Here is a 16,760-nt window from a genome sequence, read left to right as displayed (position 1 = left end):
ATATTTAATTTTATTAAGATGAAGAAACTAAAATTAGTTAGTTTAGCCATTGCGATGGCTTGTGCAACCCCATCTTTTGCAGGCGGTTTGCTCACCAACACCAATCAACATGTAGCATTCAACAGAATGATGAGCCGTGAGGCTTCAATTGGTATCGACGGCGTTTATTACAATCCAGCCGGAGTTGTATTCATGGGTGAAGGTCACCATCTTGCCATCAACTGGCAGTTGGCTTACCAGACACGTAGCATTGAAAATGATTATGCATTGTTCACAAACAATGTGAACAATCCTATTACTCCTCGTACATTCAAGGGTGAGGCTTTTGCGCCTGTCATCCCTTCATTCCAGTATGCTTATAATAAAGGTAGATGGTCACTTCAGGCTAGCTTCGCCCTCACAGGTGGCGGCGGCAAGTGTACCTTCGATAATGGTCTTGGCTCGTTCGAGAAGATCGTAGCAGAGACTGCAATGGCTGCTTGCGGTTTGGCAAAAACTGTTGACAACGTATTGGGCAATACACTTGGACAGCCAGGAATGCAAATGTTTACAACCGATCAAGCTTTCGGTCAGAAAGGCGAATATAGTTACAATAGCTATATGCATGGACGTCAGTACTATTACGGTCTCTCTGTAGGTGCTGCATACAAATTCAGCGACAATTTCAGCGCATTTGCAGGCGTACGTGGTGTCTATGCTTCAACAAACTACTATGGATATGTTGAAAATATCAAGGTAGGCAACATGCCTCTGTACAAGGTACTCGACCCTAACAAGGAAAATGCAGCCAACATTGAATTGAGCTGTGACCAGAGCGGCATCGGCTTTACTCCTATCATCGGTGTAGATTTCAAGACAGGCAAGTGGAACTTCTCTGCAAAATATGAGTTCAAGACTCGCATACGTTTGAAGAACAAGGCTGTAAATCAGGCTCCTAGTATCAGTGCTCTCCCAGACAACTTGTCCAGACAGATGGTTGGAACATTGACTCAGGTGTTCACAAATAAGGGTATGACTCCAGAGAATGCTCAAGCTGTAGCAGCAAATACTACTCAAGCTGTTTTGACTAACGGTGATGTAGTAAAGACAATGGCTGGCTTGAAGACCGAGTTCGACACCAAGCTCAAAGAGGCTATCGGCGAATACGAAGATGGCAAGAAGATTGCGGGTGATATTCCTGCTTATCTGGCTCTCGGTGTAGGCTATAGTCCAGTAAATACAGTAAGAGTAAACGTAGGTTTCCACTGGTTCGATGACAAGCACGCTACATCTTACAACAACCGACAGGAGAAGTTGAAGCGTGGTACATTGGAGTACAACGCAGGTGTCGAGGTAGACGTAAACAAGAAGATTACCTTGAGTACTGGCTGGCAGAATACTAACTATGGTTTGAGCGATGAGTACATGGATGACAAGTCATTCGTTGTCGGTTCCAACTCTGCAGCAATCGGTGGTGTTTATCACATCAACAAGAAGATGGATCTGAACGTAGCTTACTTCCATACCTTCTATCAGCACAAGAAGACTTCAGAGAATGTAGAACTAACAGGAAAGACCTACAGTTCAGATTACACACGTAACAACAACATATTCGCAGTAGGTCTCGACATCAACTTCTAAACATAACTACAATTATCATAATTAAAAGGCTACCCGTTCTTGCAACAAGTAACGGATAGCCTTTTTCATTATATTTACCAATCTTATTTTCTTCCATTCTGCCGGAGAAAGGGATGAGCAGGAAACTACAATGGGTCTACATCATAATAAATCTGCAGAGCTCCATATCTCGGATCCTTTCCCATCTGTTGCTGAGCAAACTTCAGATATTCTCTTACCTTCTGCTGGTCAATACCATTTTCCAGTTTGATAACAATCTTTCGAATGTTCATCGTCTTAACCCTTGCCACAGCAGGTTTATCGGGTCCCAGCACACGCTCGCCAAACCAGCTTCTCAGCATTTTGCTGAGCTCATGGCTAGCCTGTTCGCATACCTTATCATATTTATGTTTTACATACACATTAATCAGGTGGAAGAAAGGTGGATAATGAAAAGTTCTTCTCTCCTCCAGAATACCCTGATACAAGCCTTCATAATCATTATGCACCACCTGTCCGATTACAGGCAAGGTAGGATTCTTGGTCTGTAGAATCACCAAGCCACGCTTACCTTTTCTTCCAGCTCTACCACTCACCTGTGCCATCATCATGAAAGCATGCTCGTAGGCGCGGAAATCGGGATAGTTGAGCATCGAATCAGCATTCAAGATGCCTACTACACTCACCTTATCGAAATCGAGACCCTTAGAAACCATTTGCGTGCCTATGAGAAGATTCGTCCTGCCTTCAGAGAAGTCTGCGATAAGTCGTTCATAGGCATTTCGTGTACGTGTTGTATCCAAATCCATTCTGGCAATCTTGGCTTCCGGAAAGATTTCTGCTATCTGGTCTTCTATCTTCTCGGTACCAAAACCACGTCCCATGATTTCCGTACTGCCACAGTTAGGACATTCCGTAGGAACCGGATAAGTGTAACCACAATAATGGCAAGTCAGCAGGTTAATGCTTTTGTGTAACGTAAGCGAGACATCACAGTTCTTACATTTCGGCACCCAACCACATACCTTACATTCAACCATCGGCGCAAAACCACGACGATTCTGAAAGAGAATTGCCTGTTGCCCATTCTTCAAAGCCTCTCTTACTGCAGCCAAAAGCTGTGGAGAGAAAGGACCGCTCATCATCTTACGGCGGCGCAAGTCTTTTACATCTACCACCTGAATTTCCGGCAACTGAATACCTTTGTATCTTGTTTTCAGTTCTACCAGACCATACTTGCCTTGCTGCGCATTATAATAACTCTCCATCGAAGGCGTAGCCGTACCCAATAAAGTCTTAGCCCCATACATCTTGGCAAGCACTATGGCAGCACTTCTGGCATGGTAGCGCGGAGCGGGATCCTGTTGTTTGAAGGAAGTCTCGTGCTCTTCGTCTATAATGACGAGTCCCAAATTCTTAAATGGCAGGAAGACGGCACTTCTTGCGCCTAGGATTACATCATAAGGGTAATCAGAGAGTTGTTTCTGCCAGATTTCTACACGCTCAGCATCACTATATTTAGAATGATAGATGCCCAGCCGGTCGCCGAAAACTCTATGAAGGCGCTCCATGATTTGTACGGTCAGAGCGATTTCCGGCAGAAGATAGAGCACCTGCTTATGCTCCTCTATGGCTTTTCTGATAAGATGAATGTAGATTTCCGTCTTTCCGCTGGATGTCACACCATGAAGCAATACAACATCCTTTTTCATCATTTGCATCAGGATACCATTATAGGCATCTTGCTGCGCCAAGGAGAGAGGTTTAATCAAGTCAAGATGAGATTCTCCATTCGTATTCAATCGTCCTATTTCCAATTCATAAGTAAAGAGAATTCCCCTGTCGATAAGCGCCTTGACAACAGCAGCCGTACAATGGCTCTCGTTCATCAGTTCTTCCTTGGTCACTTTTTTAATGCCTTCTCTAGGCGTATCACCATCAAGACTGTCCCAATGCGAGAGACTCAGAAAGGTTGTCAGGGCTTTGGCTTGCTTCAAGGCTCTCTGCACCAAGTTGAGCGCTACGTGAAGAGCCTGCTCACTACGGTATGTACTGGCAAGTTCCACATAGAGTTCCATCTTGGGTTTGAATTTCTCTGTAGATTTCAAACCTCCCGGCATGGCAGCATTATAGACATCGCCTAAAGGAGCCATATAATAATAGCCAATCCATTGCCACAATCTCATCTGCTGAGGCAAAAGCGAAGGCGTATTGTCAAGCACCGCCTCGACAGGTTTGCAGGAGAATGCAGGCTTATCATCATGCAGTCGGGTAGCCATTGCGATATATTTCTTACTTTTACCAAGAGGAACCAGCAAGCGTACCCCGGGCACAACTTTCCCTTCCATCCCATCAGGGACAGAATAAGTAAAGGTTCCGTCGAGCGGAAGGGGTAATATCACATCTACATATTTCATATCTAATCTTCTTTAACCTTGAAATATCTGCCATTCAGACTTTCGACTTGCAAAGTTAGCAAAAAAAAAGCAGATACCCATCATCGGATACCTGCTTTTATATATTTTAAGATGTACTAGGCGAGACCATACGATGTTCTCACCCATAATCTGTCCTGTTCTTTTACGGGATTAGAACCAATAACCCAAAGCAATCTGCCAACTGTTATTCTTACTGTTACCATTCACAATCTTGTCGCTTGCTTCCTTCCAGGTAACATCTGCAGTCTTACCGCAAGCGATGTTATAGTTTGCAGAGAGTTGGAGATGGCTCATCAGGGTAACACCCAGACCTACGTTTACGCTGAAGTTAGATTTCTTCAGAGAATAACAGCCTGATTTATCCCACTCGAAGTTCTTGTCACCAACATTGATACCCCACTGTGGACCAGCGAAAACGAAAACATTAGCCAAGCTGCTCAAGCCGAAGCCATAACGTACGTTTACAGGGATATTAAGAGATTTCTGAGTCATTTTTGTCTCTGCATCATTTACAGACACCTTAGCTTCCTTCTGGTCGTACAAGGCAGCAGCATCAAAGCTCAGACCAACAATAGGAATAGTAACCTTAACCATTGGACCAACAAAGAAACCTGTCTTGTTAGATGCATCGAAAACATCGTTACTCAAAGACATGTTAGTAACATCCAAACCGCCCTTCAAACCAAACTTAATCTGGGCATTTGCATTAGTAGCAAACATCATGGCTGCTACAAGCATTAATACTGATAAAACTTTCTTCATTCTATATTTACTTTAATTCTTATATAAATTAATGACGTTCTCTACGAACCGTTACTCTAGCCGAGCCACCAGAAGAAACGTTACTTCCTCCTGATCTGCGTTTTTTAACAGTAGAAGTCTTAGCTGGTTTAGATGCAGAACCACTTCTTCTGTTACGGCTTTTCTTCAGAGTCTTGGCATCCATATTCTTTTCTGCCTTGGCAATACTGTCAAGAGAATCCTTCCGAGCCTGATTACCCCAGATATTCTTCTCAAAGGCTTCCAACTCAGCTTCTATGCGTTTCTGTTCCTTCGCCATGGCTGTATCCGAAGGACAGTATTGTGCCAGGGTATTGCCCTGCATATTATTGGTCTTGTAGATTTTACCCTGATACAGATTCTTGGTAAAATAATCTTCTGCACTCATCACAGCAGCATTGTTCACATTACTGGTCATCAGCTGCTGCTTAGCCAGGAAAGGAGCTAAGTCATCATACTTCACCCAGAAGAGCGGATACTTGTTTCCTACATCTCCAAAGTCATCATTACGGGTCATGATAGGGCACAAAGCCAATACCTTGGTATGGAAAGAAGCTGTTTTCTGGTCATAGTAAGAAGTCTCCTTCACATAGTATGCCTTCACTTCTGCTGATGGAATATCGCTGTCATCAATATGCACCTTTCCGTTATCAGTCTTCTCGTAGTAGATATGATAATTATCTACGAATGCTTTCGGAGTAAGACGGTTGGCGGCAGAAAAATCTTCATTACCATCCATACGATACTGATAAACAGGCACTCTACCCGTAAACATCAGTTTAAAGATATAGGTAAAGAGATTCATCTTACCATCTGTTGGCTCTACAGGATAATACAAGGCAGCATTGGCATCATCTGTGAGATTGAGTTCACGATAGATGTCTCTTCTCCAAACCACGTCCTCATCCATCGGGATGGCTGTAGGGAAATAGAGTTTGGCACGCAAGGTCATATTATCAGCATTAGACTGTTGTGCCTTTTGCTGAGCCTGCTTTCTGCGAGCCGCTGGCTGTGCCATGATGCTCTGCACCATTCCCAAAAGCATGAATATGAATAATATCTTTTTCATTACATTGAACTTTGAACATTGAACTTTGAACTTTATGATAAGTAAAGCCGTTGAACTCTTCACTTACCTGACGATAACTTCCATTGCTGCCGGCAGATTTCGGGTAATTCCATCAGGACCTACAGCCTTGATATGCGAGATATAGAAGCGTCGGTTTCTTGACAGTTTTCTAAACTCTTCGCGCTGTCGTTCTGAGAAACTGGAACCCGCAGAAGCCAGAGGTATGGCATTGCCCATATTATCGAAGAATACGGTTTCGAAGCCCAGCACCTTAAACGGAATATCAAGGAGTCCGTCATCTATGGCTGCATGAATGCCTGGAGCACCCATCAGAGCACCTTTCGATAGAGCACCACCTCTAAATCTGTCTGTACCCATCGCAATATAAGCGGTTGGGTCAGGAAGTTTTCTTACATGGAAAACGAATGGAGGCAGACTTCTCACCTGTCCCTTATCGCGGGCTGTCACATGGATGGTAACATCCTTACCCACCGCTGAAGGTGTAGCCACGAAATGACCATTGCCCTTAGCTACGAAAGAACCGCCTGTCATAGTTGCAGAGATAGCATTTGCCGGAACACCAGGAACGCTGATGCTGATAGGATTGGCATAGCCTGCATAGAGCACATTCATCAGGTCGGCAGCAACGGTAGCTGTATTAGGAACAGGCAATACGGTGTATTTCTGAACGAAATTGCGTCGCATCATCTCGCCATTCTTGCCTCTCATCAGAATGTAACCGCCAAACTGATGCTCACCTACGCCACCTGCCACAAAACTGTATCTGCCATTCTCGGCATTCAGCCTACTACCATTCACATAGATTTCCGGGCGCTGTGTACTGTCTATTGCAGCCATCACCACATGCGAATTGAAACGTTCACCGGCATAGAGGGTTGTTTTCTCTGGAATAACGAATGCATCGAGTTCATTCACATTCAGTTCTACCAGATCTATATTTTTCTTCTCCTCATCCGATTTCTTCCCATCATCGGCAAGACTTTTCTTGATTTTCTCGACAATAGACTTGCCTTTGACACCGAATTCCTCATCTGTAGGAGTATTCAGCGCCAACATAGCCATCAGGATGACATACATCAGGTTAATCATCTTCTGACGAGGCGAAACCGGTCTTTTCTTGATTGCCATGGATATAAATTTGCTTGATTCTATTTATTTTCTTCGTCTTTACTCTTCACTTGTTACATGAGGAGCCGCCACACGCATATTGATGGTCATGGCATCAATCATACGGGTATAAATCTTGTTCAACTGTTCTATCTGCTTTGCCATCATCTTGGTCTGCTCATTGATCTGGTCAATGGTACCAATCTGCTGGCTGGCACTTTTCAGCTGCATCTCGTATACCCTGCTGATACCTGTCAAGGTACGGTTCAGATTCTCCATCTCCTCGCTGTCACGAGTCAGTCGGCTACTCTGTTCGTTCACCTTACTCAAGGTTTCTACCAGGCTCTTCAACTGTTCTACGTAGCTGTTCTGAACTTCCACCACCTCAGGATTAAGTGGAGTCAGTTCTGGCGCAGCAGCCATTACAGGAGAGACAGGAGAAGCAACCTGAGGTTGAATGGTTTCAGAACGATTCTTGGCAGTCATCATTTCTTCTGCCGACACCTTTCCTTCCAGATACTCCTCTGTAGCATGGGTAGGCAAGTCTCTACCTTCAGCTGTTTTGTCGAAAGGACGGTCGAAAGCAGAAAGGAAGAACACGAGAATCTCGGTTCCCATACCTAAGAAAAGCATGAAATTGGCACCAGGAAGATGGGTCAACTTAAAGAGGGTACCAGCGATTACGATAGAGGCACCCCAACTGTAAGCATAGTTAAGGAATGTCTGACCCGGCACACTATCCATCCACTTCTGCAAGCGGTATACAATATTGAATTTGCTATAATAGCTCATATTATTTATCTCCTATTCTTATTCTTCAATGGTTTCTGTTTTCCGCTTGCCGTAGTAGCAAGACTTCTCACGCAACGGAATCCGATGTATGAGCGAGGCTGATTCTGGTACTCGAAAGTGCGCCATGCCGAACGGATAAACGACTCAGGGTCTTTCCAGGAACCACCTCTTACACTCTTCTTCTTCAAACGGTAAGGATCTTCTATGGCAGCATTATACTGTAAAGTTGGGTTAAAATCGCTCATGGCGTCTACACCAGCCTCTGTATAAACGGTACTTGTCCACTCTGCCACATTACCAGCCATATCGTAAAGTCCATTAGAATTTGGCGAATAGATAGCCACCTTGCTGGTTATCAGGTTGCCGTCTTTGGTATAGTTGCCCCTGTCTGGTTTGAAATTGGCGTAAAAACAGCCATCCCCATTCTTCACATCCGCATTGTCCCAAGGAAATTCATTCTGGTTCTTGCCTCTTGCAGCATATTCCCATTCTGCCTCGGTTGGCAGACGGTAACGCTGTACAAATCTTGCTTCAGGACCTAAGCCCTTCAACAGATAGTCTGTTCTCCAGGCGCAGAAGGCATTTGCCTGTTCCCAGGTTACACCGACTACCGGATAGTCATTATACGCAGGATTGCTGAAATAACTTCTCAGATAGGTTTCATTCTCTGCATTTCTGAAGTCGTTTACCCAACAGGTAGTGTCAGGATAAACATTCACGATATAGGTATTCAGGAAGTCCCATGGTCCTGAAAGCGGACGGTTGATGGTCTCACGCACCACTCTACCCTCATCATCATAATAAGCGGTATCTTTTGAAATCATCACCACCTCGTCCGGATTTATCTTCACATCGGTGTTGAAGGTACGTTCCTGGGGATTCAGACGGAACTTACGCTGAGCCGCAGCTGTATAATCATAGATTTCGTATTTATAGTTGAGCTGGCGCCAGTCGATGAGTTTTTCTCCTGTAACCGGATTGGTTTCATACAAACTTTCAAAAGCTCTCTGCTCATCCTCATTAGGTTTCTTAGGCAGCGCTTTCTTCCAGTTTACATGAGGTGTAACCGGATCGCCATTCTTATCTTCAGTAATCATGTAAGTCTCGTCGCCTCCATAAGCAGGATCAGCCAGACGGGTACGAAGAATAGAATCGCGCACATAAGCCACAAACTGCTTATATTCTGAATTGGTGATTTCGGTATCATCCATCCAGAATCCATCCACCGACACATCCTTGCGTGGTGTTTTCATTCCCCAGAGTGAGTCTTGGGTCTCCATTCCCATTTTCAGGAAGCCACGGTTTATCTTTACCATACCATAAGGGGCTGGCTCTACAAAGCTTCTACCGCTCACGCCAACCACCTCGCCACCTCTGCCTGCAACAGAAGCTTGCTTGGCACCGAAGCAGCCGCTCAAGGTGAGCAATATAGCGAATGCACTAAGGAGCAATATACTTTTCTTCATTGTTTTATGATTCTACTATGTTCTTATTTCTATTTACATTATAATATTCTGACGCTCTGATGACGGTTTCTGCCTTTCTTGGTCAGGTTGATATCGGTCTGATACCCTACAAAGAGTTCATGACTGCCATTTCCGGCACTGAGTTTAGAGGTGTATGCCTCGTAACTGTAACCAAGCACTACCCCATGGAAACTACCGCCTACCAGCACGGTTACCGATCTGTCCGGACTATAGGTTACTCCACCATACAACATCCGTTTTTCATATTGGTAAACCAATCTTCCTGTCAGGTCGCCTCGCCATGTGGTACCATCTGTTGTAACAAGAACAGACGGCTTTATTGTTAAGAACGGATTTCTCAGTCGAATATTGTATCCACCTGTCAAATAATATGTGGCATCTATTTTCAATTCGTTGGTCTCACCTAGATTTATCGTAGGCGATGTAAGATGCTGGGCAGAAAGTCCTACATACCAGGCCTTATGCTGATAATACAGACCCAGACTCAAATCCATTCCGCTTCCATTTACGTCTGAAGTAGAAAAGGCAGGGTCACCACTTTCTCCCAAATCCACCTTGCTTCCATCAAACTTCTCACTCAGCATGCCTCCTTGCACACCCACGCTCAGCGTTCCACCCAGGAGTTTATTCTGCAAAGCATACTGTAAAGCCAGTCGCTGATGAGTAAAAAGACCAATCTGGTCATTCAGTAGCGACAAGCCTACTCCATGCCGGTGATTGAGCAAGAAGAAAGGCATGTCAGCCGCCACCTGAAAGGTACGGGGGTTATGTTCGAATCCAGCCATATCAAGTGCGTAGGCCGCCGCAACATTAAGTTTCGACTGCTTACCCACAGCAGCAGGATTGAATGATGGTTCCATGTCAAAATAATGACTGAAGGAAGGATCATACTGTGCCCTCATTTCGAGCACCCCCACTAGCAGAATCCATATAATGATAAATCTTTTCAACACAATAAGATAACGGAATTTCTTACACATTATTATATATAAGCAAGAAACAAAAGATGAAAAAGGCTACCCTCTTATAAGAGAGCAGCCCTATCATCGAGATTAATACTCGTCATCATTCCAGAGGAATATTAGGGCTGAATACCAAACACTTATAGCCTTCTAACTTTTTTATTGAACATTTTATTAAGGAGTAAAAGTCGCTAAAAGGCTTTTCTAAACCTATCTTGCAACTCCTTGATTCGCTCTAAAAGTTTTTCGAAAGATAAAGTCTGACCATAGATAAAGTGGTTACACATCTCTGCATAATCACCTTCCCAATCCTTCATCAACTCTTGCCTAGGAACGAAATCAATCTCACTAGGCATCAACTTAGAATAATCTACATACCCAACAGCATAGTATATGGAACGATGCTTAACTATACGCTCATACAAATCAATATCCTGCAGGGCTTGTTTGCCAAATCCTGTATCCATCAAGCGTTCGAGATCATAAAGATGTCTAGACATTCGGACATGACGAGGAGTCTGTTTCTGAAACTCCTCGCATAGCAGGAATGCCTTCTCTAGGAATGTTCGAGTAGGCACAACTGTTCTGACCGTAGCTGTAGCCGCCGCATCTTCTCCAGGGAAAGTCTGCTCAATATATGATGAAATCAAACGGTCTTCCGTAGGTTCATTCATAGACAAGCAACTAATCTCTATCTTAACTCTTGGCGGAATATACTCTATCGTATGACCAAGCATAGACTCATAATGAACGAGAATGACAGACGGATCCTTATCACTTGCAACGGGACTTGCCTTACCATCCTCATCAAATTCCTCTACTACATTTTCTATATGGTATCCTTCCACACCAAGTTTCTTTAGATTTTCATCCAACTCTGCAGAAACTGTATCAAGAAAATACCTACGTGCCTTCTTGCGAAGTTTTTCACGCTGATTCTTTGTCGTCTTCTCTATACCGAAGAATTCATGGCTTACAGATAAGTCTATATCCTCACTGAATCTTTCTATCAAATTCCATCCTTTACTGAGACTTGTACCTCCCTTAAAGATGAGTTGATCTGCACATGAACATTTGAAAAGAGCGTTGAGCACCACAGTTACTCACCAGTCCTTTTCAATTGCAACCTGATTAATACGAAACTTCTCTTCCGCACGTTGCAACATTGCTATTCGTTCATCTATTGTGTGATTTAACCAAAGTGTCATAATGCTCGTTTTTATCTATTATATCAGTTATCAGCTTTCTCATCCATACTGGCATGAGAGTAAGGTCTTGTACAAACAAGTCTTTATGTTCCTCTTCATTGACCAATTTTCTTATGGTAGAGAGTTCTTGATTACCTACATTCTTTTGTCCTAATGTTCTAAGAGCTTGTACAAGAAGCGCTGCCAACACTGTCTGAAAAGCAAAGTTCTTAGGAACACTTCTCTTCAACTCTATAGTCCGATTTCCAAGAGTCAAGACTCTTCCACTTCCCGATGTCAGATAAGTATATTTTGTAGGCACCTGTGTTGAGAGTCCAAGTTTGTTGAGCGCTGTAACTCCTGAAGGTTGTATTTGTACCTTATCTCGCTGGGCTATAGCCATCACCATTTCATCTATTGATGGATAGACTATCCCAAATCGGGTATTCTTAGGGCGAAGATAAACCCCATTAGCTAATCGAACTATATTTCCCTTTTTTTCTTCTACAGAAAGTGCACGACTTACCACCTTCTCATTATCATTGATGTCCGAGAAGTCTGAGATGAAGAGAATCTGCCCTTCACTTGTCTCGTATATACGGTTTGCTATTTCTGCCATATCGTTTTCTTTCTTTAATGGTGCAAAAATACAAAAAATCAGCGATATGCGTAACATACCACTGATTAAATTAACTTTTTTTATGTAGAAAACTTTGCAAACATTTTCCACAATCACTTATTCTTATTCACTCTTAGCTGTCTGTGGTACTCACAGCTCTTGCGTTGTAGTTCTTCCTTATGACTGGCATAATATCGACGTTGATACTCTTTTTTCGTGGCAGTTTTTCACTCTTTAGGAGACATACAGGCAAATTCTCCGAATGAATCTGGATACTGCTTGATTATTGCAGTAAAGACTGCGGACAAGACCTGCACGACAATGGAGTTTCCGGCTCGCCAATATAGAGAATAGTCAGAAGTCTTACGATGACGACCATTTATAAACATAAGTTTCGCTATTTGTTCTTTTGTGTAACCTTCTTTACCTCAAATCCGCAACCTATAGGGTTTAGTGGGATTTTGCTTGCAAAGCGACAAAATTCATTTTATTGTACATATTTCTTGCATAACAGAAATGTCGCAGACACAAAATCCCCTTACCCCATAAAGCGACTTGAGGTAATACGCTGGTTTAACCAGAAAAGCATGGTCTTTAACCAAAGTCTGTCTTGAACAGGTTGGCATAAGCATTGTTGTCTGAGTAAATGTTCAATACATGCCTACGTGATGTCTTAATCCATTTCGCAGGAACAGAGATGAACTTGAAAACAAAGGTCTTGATTCTGCTGGTGGCACGCAATCCAAATTCATGGGTTTTCAATCTCTGCATAATAGCTTTGTAGAAGTTTCTGATGAGAGCTGTCATAAGCAGGAATACAGTATTCTGTGCCATGAACGATTTTGGCAATCGATTCCAGCCAAAGCCATTGTTCATGTCATCGAAGATGCGTTCCTTGCCACCACGAAGATTGTAGAATTCCACGATGTCTCTTGCACTCGACTTGTAATCGTTAGCCAGTATACATCTGTAGGTATATTCGCCTTCCCAAATGTCAAGGTCTCCATCTATTCGCCTTTGTCTCTGTATGACAAGACGATACGGTTTTCCTTTCCATTTCTCAACAAGGATAGAATTCAACTCAAACTCAATACCGTTGATTTCAACAGTTTTCCATCCAGTTAAGGCAAACATGGAATCGTAGAAAGAAGAGCATCTGTTGGCACGAATATAAAAATGCCTGCAATGAGCCTCTACCATATCTACGATTTCCTCCGAACATGAGCCGCAATCCATGCGGGCACGAGAAATATATATTTCCGAAGCCTCCAATCGCTTGAAGATTCTTTCCAAAGTTTCTTTTTGGTTGAAGCGCACGTTTGTGTTGCCGTCTCTATTTTCAATACCAACAATCATGTCGTTAATGACAGCTACACCTGGACTATAGCCCAAGAACTTCTTGTAGGTTGGTTTTGCATCATACTTCTCTGTTTCAATGAACTGATGGTCAAAGTCAAAATCATATTCTTGACCGGATTTCAATTGACCAGTAGCAAGCAGGGCATTGACCAGTAAGCAGTTCATCTTGTCTGCAGTATTGAAATCATAGGATTTGCCAGAAGCAGACTTATAGGTGATGCTCTTAAAAGTCAGTTCTTCGATAGCACGTAATATGGTGTCTGCGCTGCAAGTGCGAAGAGTTGGATGAAGAGACAAATGTTTCATCAGGTGAGTTGTAACATCCTCAATACATGAGCCACCACAAAGATATACGCACATCAGAGAGCGTAGAATCTCGCTATATTGATAACCAAACATAGTGCATCTCAATCCCAAGGTGGAATCAATGGTTTGAGCTAAAAGAGCATCAAATTGCTCCATAATCGAAAAAATTCCCCCAAAAGGAGTGAGTTTCTCAGATTTTATTTGTATCTTTGCCATGTCATATTAGAGTTTTGCTTGTCTTCTTTTCGCAACACTAAGGTAAGTGAAAATTCTGACATGGCAAAATCCTGGGCAACTTTTTGTTGCTCAGGCACTTATAAATAATGTTAAACTATAGTGTTGCGGAATTAATGAACATGAAAAAAAACAGAAAAAAGCAAATCGTAGTTTTGTGTATAGCTTTAGTTTGCATCTTCATCTTGGTGTTCTCATTGTCCCATAAATCAGCTACAAAAGGTAGCGCGAATCCTCCATTAACAGATGTTTTGACTGATAGCATTTCTCAGATTGTCTCGGCTTGTCCTGGTGAAATTGGTGTGGCGGTTATTATTAATAACACAGATACGGTTAGTGTTAATAATAAAAGCATTTATCCTATGATGAGTGTATTTAAGGTTCATCAGGCATTAGCTCTTTGCAATGATTTTGACAAAAAAGGCCTTTCCCTTGATACCTTGGTAAAGATAAATAGGGAAAAACTTGATCCAAAGACATGGAGCCCTATGATGAAAGATTATTCAGCACCAGTTATATCGTTGACAGTAAGAGATCTGTTGCGCTATACTCTTTCCCAGAGCGACAATAATGCAAGCAATATCATGTTTAAGAATATGCTCAATACTGCACAAACAGACAGTTTTATAGCGAAACTCATACCACGTTCGAGTTTTCAGATAGCTTATACAGAAGAGGAAATGTCCGCTGACCATGACAAAGCTTACTCTAATTACACATCTCCTCTTGGTGCTGCAATGTTGATGAATCGTTTGTTTACAGAAAGTCTTATCAGTAATGAGAAACAAGATTTCATTAAGAATGCATTGAAAGAATGTAAAACAGGTATAGATAGGATAGTAGCTCCACTTCTTGATAAAGAAGGGGTTGTAATAGCACATAAGACAGGTTCTGGTAATGTCAATGAAAATGGTATTCTTGCAGCTCAGAATGATGTAGCCTATATATGTCTGCCTAATAAGGTCTGCTATACCTTAGCTGTATTTGTTAAGGATTTCAAGGGAAATGAATCACAAGCGTCACAATTTGTTGCGCATATATCAGCGGTAGTATATTCTTTATTAATCAATACTGCGTTAAATTAATATTTAATCGTCTGTAAATCAATAACTTATATTAAGAAATGCTTATGAAAACTTAACTGTAAAAAGTTGGTCAAGTCGCTGATTTTCAGTAACTTTGTAGATCACGACAAATACAATATTACATGAATACAGGACTTGACCAATATATGGATATCTTTAAAGATGCAGTTGAAGATTCAGCTGCAAAGATAACAAAAAGTTTCGAGAAAATACTCATCGAGGTGATAATTTTGTTCATGGTAATACCAAGAAAGATAAATTTCACCCAAATGGGGAGGTATGGCTTGCATGTTGAGCAAACCTATCGCAACGCATTCGGCTTGAAAAAGTCGAAGTGCATTGATTGGCTCAAACTTAATGTCTCACTTGCCAAGCGCTTCTTGGGTAAACAGGGAAGATGGGCTATTGCCATTGATCCCAGCTACATCAGTAAAGCTGGCAAGAAAACACCACATATCGGTCGTTTTTGGTCAGGATGTGCTCAGTCTGTTAAACATGGTCTCGAAATCATGGGTATTGGACTCATTGATATTGATACCAAAGACTGCATGATGTTAAGAGCCCACCAGTCGCTAAATAATAAAGAACTGAGTCTTAGAAACAAGACTATGGTAGATTTCTATATCAGCGTCATTAAGCGTTACCGCAAGGAACTTCTTAAACTCTCAACCCTCATAGTTGCAGATGCTTACTTCTCTACAAGTACATTTGTTAATGGGATAAAGAAAGAAGGGTTCTCTTTGATAAGCCGCTTTCGTGACAATGCTTGTCTCTTTTATGTCTATACTGGTCCACGTACTGGAAAACGTGGTCGCCCCAAGACCAAGGATGGCAAGATTGATATGAAGAATCTTGACCTCACTCGAATGGAGAAGATGGAGATGAAAGATATAGAAGGAACAGCTTATACTTTGATTGCCTATTCCAAGGCACTCAAGTGTAAAGTTAGACTTGTCATCTGGCAGATGCCGAATGGCAAGAAGAAACTATTCTTCTCTACATACACCTCACTTTCGGGTGAAGAGGTACTTCTTTATTATAGAACCAGGTTTCAGATCGAATTTTGCTTTCGTGACGCCAAAGGCTATACTGGTCTTATGGACTGCCAGGCTCGCGATAAGTGGAAACTCGATTTTGCTTTCAATGCTTCGTTCACATCACTAAATGTTGCCAAGGTAACTATGAAGGAGATGGGAATGGAATATTCTATGTCTTCATTCAAGTCACTGATGACCAACATTTATCTGGTGAGACGAATTTTTAAAGCATGCGGGTACATCCCGAACCGAACTTTAATTAGCAAGATTTTCAAAGATCTCTCGTGCTTACAGCGTATAGCTGCTTAGCACATTATTGAATTATTAACGAACTATTGTACAAAATCAAGTCCGTTTCATTGCAAAATACTGCATAAAAGACTATAATTCAACTGTTTCAAAGATCGAATTGCCCTTTTTTATTGGACAGTAGTGAAATCGATTGACAAGACATGGAATCAGATTTAGCTATCTTTGCATCCCAAATGCATAATATAAAAGTACGCTACCACATTGTGGGAAAACAAGAAGAGTTGCAAGAGATATATGACCTCTATCAGACTTTCATACAGAAAGAACGCCCTGCTATGGAAGAAGACGAGGCCGATGATTGGGAAGGAAACATCATCTTAGCTCTTGGTGTGGACTATGGGACTTGCAATCTCTGTGGTAATATCA

The 16,760-nt window shown here is 42.2% G+C and carries 12 protein-coding genes and 2 pseudogenes (1 of these 14 cut by a window edge); 4 read left to right on the top strand and 10 right to left on the bottom strand.

Annotated elements, in window-relative coordinates:
• Window positions 1-18 precede the first annotated feature (18 nt).
• Window positions 19-1,620: an OmpP1/FadL family transporter gene (locus KUA48_RS10595; RefSeq protein WP_153094986.1), complete on the top strand. Its 1,602-nt coding sequence runs from the start codon at window positions 19-21 to the stop codon at window positions 1,618-1,620.
• A gap of 125 nt (window positions 1,621-1,745) precedes the next feature.
• On the opposite strand, the gene priA is transcribed toward KUA48_RS10595, so the two are convergent.
• From priA to KUA48_RS10545, 10 genes and pseudogenes are all read right to left on the bottom strand, one after another.
• Entirely contained in the window at window positions 1,746-4,016 is a 2,271-nt protein-coding gene (gene priA / locus KUA48_RS10590) for a primosomal protein N' (RefSeq protein ID WP_218432838.1), read from the bottom strand.
• 171 nt (window positions 4,017-4,187) lie between these two features.
• Window positions 4,188-4,799 carry a porin family protein gene (locus KUA48_RS10585; protein ID WP_218432839.1) on the bottom strand — a complete coding sequence of 204 codons (612 nt, stop codon included), beginning with the start codon at window positions 4,797-4,799 and terminating at the stop codon, window positions 4,188-4,190.
• 28 nt (window positions 4,800-4,827) lie between these two features.
• On the bottom strand, window positions 4,828-5,886 hold the full coding sequence (gldN, locus tag KUA48_RS10580) for a gliding motility protein GldN (RefSeq protein ID WP_118140344.1): 1,059 nt from the start codon (window positions 5,884-5,886) through the stop codon (window positions 4,828-4,830).
• 63 nt (window positions 5,887-5,949) lie between these two features.
• Window positions 5,950-6,846 (bottom strand): annotated as a pseudogene (gene gldM, locus KUA48_RS10575) (gliding motility protein GldM); the annotation flags it as partial.
• A 228-nt stretch (window positions 6,847-7,074) separates the two neighbouring features.
• On the bottom strand, window positions 7,075-7,806 hold the full coding sequence (gldL, locus tag KUA48_RS10570; RefSeq protein ID WP_218432841.1) for a gliding motility protein GldL: 732 nt from the start codon (window positions 7,804-7,806) through the stop codon (window positions 7,075-7,077).
• Between the two features lie 5 nt (window positions 7,807-7,811).
• Window positions 7,812-9,272: an SUMF1/EgtB/PvdO family nonheme iron enzyme gene (locus tag KUA48_RS10565; protein ID WP_119237483.1), complete on the bottom strand. Its 1,461-nt coding sequence runs from the start codon at window positions 9,270-9,272 to the stop codon at window positions 7,812-7,814.
• Window positions 9,273-9,310: 38 nt separating this feature from the next.
• Window positions 9,311-10,273, bottom strand: a complete 963-nt coding sequence (locus KUA48_RS10560) for a type IX secretion system membrane protein PorP/SprF (RefSeq protein ID WP_153085979.1) — start codon at window positions 10,271-10,273, stop codon at window positions 9,311-9,313.
• 173 nt (window positions 10,274-10,446) lie between these two features.
• A pseudogene (locus KUA48_RS10555) lies at window positions 10,447-11,463 on the bottom strand (nucleotidyl transferase AbiEii/AbiGii toxin family protein).
• Complete coding sequence (locus KUA48_RS10550) at window positions 11,432-12,061, bottom strand: DUF6088 family protein (protein WP_089543958.1); 630 nt, start codon at window positions 12,059-12,061, stop codon at window positions 11,432-11,434. The pseudogene KUA48_RS10555 and the gene KUA48_RS10550 overlap by 32 nt, the downstream one beginning before the upstream one ends.
• A 594-nt stretch (window positions 12,062-12,655) precedes the next feature.
• Window positions 12,656-13,942, bottom strand: coding sequence for an IS1380 family transposase (locus tag KUA48_RS10545; RefSeq protein ID WP_106811463.1), 1,287 nt, complete (start codon window positions 13,940-13,942; stop codon window positions 12,656-12,658).
• A 140-nt stretch (window positions 13,943-14,082) separates the two neighbouring features.
• Here KUA48_RS10545 and KUA48_RS10540 point away from each other — a divergent pair, with 140 nt between their 5' ends.
• From KUA48_RS10540 to KUA48_RS10530, 3 genes are all read left to right on the top strand, one after another.
• Window positions 14,083-15,045: a broad-spectrum class A beta-lactamase CfxA6 gene (locus tag KUA48_RS10540; protein WP_117664257.1), complete on the top strand. Its 963-nt coding sequence runs from the start codon at window positions 14,083-14,085 to the stop codon at window positions 15,043-15,045.
• Window positions 15,046-15,167: 122 nt separating this feature from the next.
• Window positions 15,168-16,391, top strand: a complete 1,224-nt coding sequence (locus tag KUA48_RS10535) for a transposase (protein WP_369503226.1) — start codon at window positions 15,168-15,170, stop codon at window positions 16,389-16,391.
• Window positions 16,392-16,597: 206 nt separating this feature from the next.
• Window positions 16,598-16,760: the start of a hypothetical protein gene (locus KUA48_RS10530; RefSeq protein ID WP_153080145.1), read on the top strand. Its footprint extends 218 nt past the window's final position; only the first 163 of its 381 coding nucleotides appear in the window; the start codon lies at window positions 16,598-16,600; the stop codon falls past the right edge of the window.

It is taken from the genome of Segatella copri, assembly GCF_019249795.2.
GTDB lineage: Bacteria > Bacteroidota > Bacteroidia > Bacteroidales > Bacteroidaceae > Prevotella > Prevotella copri_B.
The sequence above is the reverse complement of the archived record's forward strand: the minus strand, read 5'-3'. Positions and strand labels throughout refer to the sequence as shown.

Excerpts from the sequence above, each read along its gene's own strand:
- KUA48_RS10595 (WP_153094986.1), top strand. The coding sequence starts at position 19 with ATGAAGAAACTAAAATTAGTTAGTTTAGCCATTGCGATGGCTTGTGCA.
- priA (WP_218432838.1), bottom strand. The coding sequence starts at position 4,016 with ATGAAATATGTAGATGTGATATTACCCCTTCCGCTCGACGGAACCTTT.
- KUA48_RS10585 (WP_218432839.1), bottom strand. The coding sequence starts at position 4,799 with ATGAAGAAAGTTTTATCAGTATTAATGCTTGTAGCAGCCATGATGTTT.
- gldN (WP_118140344.1), bottom strand. The coding sequence starts at position 5,886 with ATGAAAAAGATATTATTCATATTCATGCTTTTGGGAATGGTGCAGAGC.
- gldL (WP_218432841.1), bottom strand. The coding sequence starts at position 7,806 with ATGAGCTATTATAGCAAATTCAATATTGTATACCGCTTGCAGAAGTGG.
- KUA48_RS10565 (WP_119237483.1), bottom strand. The coding sequence starts at position 9,272 with ATGAAGAAAAGTATATTGCTCCTTAGTGCATTCGCTATATTGCTCACC.
- KUA48_RS10560 (WP_153085979.1), bottom strand. The coding sequence starts at position 10,273 with ATGTGTAAGAAATTCCGTTATCTTATTGTGTTGAAAAGATTTATCATT.
- KUA48_RS10550 (WP_089543958.1), bottom strand. The coding sequence starts at position 12,061 with ATGGCAGAAATAGCAAACCGTATATACGAGACAAGTGAAGGGCAGATT.
- KUA48_RS10545 (WP_106811463.1), bottom strand. The coding sequence starts at position 13,942 with ATGGCAAAGATACAAATAAAATCTGAGAAACTCACTCCTTTTGGGGGA.
- KUA48_RS10540 (WP_117664257.1), top strand. The coding sequence starts at position 14,083 with ATGAAAAAAAACAGAAAAAAGCAAATCGTAGTTTTGTGTATAGCTTTA.
- KUA48_RS10535 (WP_369503226.1), top strand. The coding sequence starts at position 15,168 with ATGAATACAGGACTTGACCAATATATGGATATCTTTAAAGATGCAGTT.